Origin of the sequence: Pseudomonas sp. 6D_7.1_Bac1, from assembly GCF_025465945.1 — a bacterium.
Taxonomy (GTDB): domain Bacteria; phylum Pseudomonadota; class Gammaproteobacteria; order Pseudomonadales; family Pseudomonadaceae; genus Aquipseudomonas.
On the sequence record NZ_JANLNW010000005.1, the window covers coordinates 1 to 1028 of the forward strand.

Consider the following 1028-nt stretch of genomic DNA (forward strand, 5'->3'; position numbering starts at 1 on the left):
CTGTCCCGTCCTGAATAAGGTTTACACCTTCTGATCTATTTTCAGGAGGACGTAATGGAAGCAGGAAAAAGGCGTAGTCAGCGAGACTACACGCTGACTTTTAAATTGTCGGTCGTCGACCAGGTCGAAAAAGGCGAGTTGAGTTATAAAGAGGCTCAAGAGCGCTACGGGATTCAAGGCAAGACGACCGTTCTGACGTGGTTACGCAAACACGGTCGACAGGATTGGAGCCCGGGCGCATTCGTTGGCGCGCCGAGAATGGTTTCCATGCCCGAGCAAAATCGACCACTGACACCAGAACAACGTATCAAAGAGCTTGAAGAGCAGCTCGCCCTGTCCAATCAGAAAGCGCAGTTTTTCGAGGCTGTCGTGGATGTCTTGAAAAATGACTACGGCATCTCTGTCGTAAAAAAGCGTCCCGGCAAGTCCTCTCGCAAAAGCGAGTCCAAAACCTGAGCATCAGCAGGGCTTGCCAATTCATGGGGATAAGCCGACAGGCTTACTACAAACGCAATCATGCCTACGATGCTCGTTTGATCCTGGATCAGGAGGTCGCAGATTTCGTTCAGCAAAAACGTCTGCGGCAGCCGCGTATGGGCACACGAAAACTGCATTATTTGCTGCATTGCCAACCTCAGCCTGAGCTGCAAGTAGGTCGAGATCGCCTGTTTTCGATTCTGCGCGAAAGGCGTTTGTTGGTGGCCCGCAAACGGGCATATCACAAAACAACCGATAGTCATCATCGCTTTCGGCGTCATCCAAACTTGCTCAAAGCAGGTCCTGATCAAGTCGTACCAAGCGGCCCGGAGCAGGTCTGGGTGGCTGACATTACCTATTTGCCAACCCAGGAAGGCGTGGCGTATCTGAGTCTTGTGACGGACGCTTATTCGCGAAAGATCGTGGGTTATCACGTCCATGAAAGCCTGCATACCGAGTCGGTAGCACATGCGCTACGCCGGGCGATGAAGCATCGCCGGACGAAGCAGCCACTGGTGCACCACTCGGATAGAGGCAGCCAATACTGCTCA

The 1028-nt window shown here is 52.7% G+C and carries 1 pseudogene; it reads left to right on the top strand.

Annotated features, from left to right (window positions below):
- Positions 1 to 54: 54 nt before the first annotated feature.
- A pseudogene (locus tag NTD87_RS01285) lies at positions 55 to 1028 on the top strand (IS3 family transposase); the annotation flags it as partial.